Source organism: Streptomyces sp. NPDC045431 (genome assembly GCF_040646655.1).
In the GTDB taxonomy this organism is placed as follows: domain Bacteria; phylum Actinomycetota; class Actinomycetes; order Streptomycetales; family Streptomycetaceae; genus Streptomyces.
This window is the reverse complement of sequence record NZ_JBEZAQ010000041.1, coordinates 5001-7682: the sequence shown is the minus strand read 5'-3', so window position 1 is coordinate 7682 and position 2682 is coordinate 5001. Positions and strand designations below refer to the sequence as shown.

Annotated in this window: 1 rRNA gene (cut by a window edge); it reads left to right on the top strand. The window is 53.5% G+C overall.

From position 1 onward, the window contains the following. The first annotated feature begins 1291 nt into the window (after positions 1 to 1291). Positions 1292 to 2682 (top strand): 16S ribosomal RNA (locus AB0A69_RS33725); it runs 414 nt beyond the window's last position.

Sequence of the window (2682 nt, the reverse complement as noted above, 5' to 3'; positions counted from 1 at the left end):
TGTCCTACCCTATAGTGGTGCCAGGTAAGCTGATTTTGACCTACCCTATAATGCTGCCGGGTAGGTTGATTTTAGTATACCTTATGGTGGTATAGGGTAACTGAGGGGTGCCTGGACTACCTACCCTAGACCCCACGACCACGTAAATAAGCCGCCGCGGGCGTATAGGGGCGACCTAGGAGAGGTCGGGGCCCCCTTTAGGGCGGCGTGGGCCTGCCTATATGCCTACCCTACTACTCCTGCTGCGCTGGCTGCGTTTTAGGTGGGCGGGGTGGTTATAGTGCTAGGCTGATGCTTTGTTACGTGCGGCTTCTGGTCAAGCCTGGCGGCCACCTGCTCCCTCTAGCGCCCCCCGTAGATGGGCATAGCGATAGCAGCGTACGCCAGGGCCTTCGGCCAGGGCCTCCCTATAGCGCTTCTAGCCTCTAAAGCCTCCTGGTGGCGCCTGTGTCGGGGTGCAGGGTAAGGCCTACCCTGAACCTACCCTGTACCATCTGGGGGCGGCGGCAAGGGCAAAAGAAATACGTGGGCTGGCTGCTGGCAGGCCTGGGGGCGCGCTGGTGCCGAGAAACCCGGCGCCGAGAGGGGGGGGTGGTGCGTTGTTGGAAATGTATGTTCGTGAGTCGATTTTTTGGATTTGCCATACAAATGAATTTTGCGGGAAATCAAAAGTGGCCAACGAGTGCCGGGTGGCGGGGGCGCCCCACCAGAGAGCTCGGAGGGTATGTGAGAGCGGGTGGCCAGTCGAGCAATCGGCCGGCCACAACACAACCGCAATCAAACAACTGTACCATATCTTGAAGACTTTCATTGCGTGGTCCCTTGAACAGGCTTGCAGGCTCCGGTCTCGCTAGCGAGGGATTCATAGTGTTGGTCGGCCCCCACGAAACCGGTCGCTCAGGCTTCACGGCGTACTGGGGATGCCCTGAAGGCGACGAATGCCCCGGCAATCGCCGCTGTAGGGATGGGTTCTGTGGATTACTGGCCTCTGGCGAGTTCTACCATCGAGCAACGGAAGGCAACCACGCCCGCCGGACGCCGCAATGGCTGAAGTCGGGCGCTGAGTCCTTCTCCTGGCGTGCCCCAGGCCACACGCCGCCCGTTCGGGCTCAGTGTGGTCGACGGCTTCGCTGGGGAACACATGAGTGGGAAAGCGGATTGCCGGCTCGCACGGCGCCCACGGCTCCTGCCGCAGGTGCTTTGCCCGGCGCGTCTCCGGACGCCACCCAGTGAACTTGACATCTCTCCGGCGCTGCTCGCAGCACCGGTTGCCGTTTTTCCGCGGCGGACGATAGTTATCTGGTTGATTCTGCCAGTAGTCATATGCTTGTCTCAAAGATTAAGCCATGCATGTCTAAGTATAAGCAATTATACAGCGAAACTGCGAATGGCTCATTATATAAGTTATCGTTTATTTGATAGTACCTTACTACTTGGATAACCGTGGTAATTCTAGAGCTAATACATGCTAAAAATCCCGACTTCGGAAGGGATGTATTTATTAGATTAAAAACCAATGCCCTCTGGGCTCTTTGGTGATTCATGATAACTTCTCGAATCGCACGGCCTTGCGCCGGCGATGGTTCATTCAAATTTCTTCCCTATCAACTTTCGATGTTTGGGTATTGGCCAAACATGGTTGCAACGGGTAACGGAGGGTTAGGGCTCGACCCCGGAGAAGGAGCCTGAGAAACGGCTACTACATCCAAGGAAGGCAGCAGGCGCGCAAATTACCCAATCCCGACACGGGGAGGTAGTGACAATAAATACTGATACAGGGCTCTTTTGGGTCTTGTAATTGGAATGAGTACAATTTAAATCCCTTAACGAGGAACAATTGGAGGGCAAGTCTGGTGCCAGCAGCCGCGGTAATTCCAGCTCCAATAGCGTATATTAAAGTTGTTGTGGTTAAAAAGCTCGTAGTTGAACCTTGGGCCTGGCTGGCCGGTCCGCCTCACCGCGTGTACTGGTCCGGCCGGGCCTTTCCCTCTGTGGAACCTCATGCCCTTCACTGGGTGTGACGGGGAAACAGGACTTTTACTTTGAAAAAATTAGAGTGCTCCAGGCAGGCCTATGCTCGAATACATTAGCATGGAATAATGAAATAGGACGTGTGGTTCTATTTTGTTGGTTTCTAGGACCGCCGTAATGATTAATAGGGACAGTCGGGGGCATCAGTATTCAATTGTCAGAGGTGAAATTCTTGGATTTATTGAAGACTAACTACTGCGAAAGCATTTGCCAAGGATGTTTTCATTAATCAGGAACGAAAGTTAGGGGATCGAAGACGATCAGATACCGTCGTAGTCTTAACCATAAACTATGCCGACTAGGGATCGGACGATGTTATTTTTTGACGCGTTCGGCACCTTACGAGAAATCAAAGTGCTTGGGCTCCAGGGGGAGTATGGTCGCAAGGCTGAAACTTAAAGAAATTGACGGAAGGGCACCACCAGGGGTGGAGCCTGCGGCTTAATTTGACTCAACACGGGGAAACTCACCAGGTCCAGACACAATGAGGATTGACAGATTGAGAGCTCTTTCTTGATTTTGTGGGTGGTGGTGCATGGCCGTTCTTAGTTGGTGGAGTGATTTGTCTGCTTAATTGCGATAACGAACGAGACCTTAACCTGCTAAATAGCCCGTATTGCTTTGGCAGTACGCTGGCTTCTTAGAGGGACT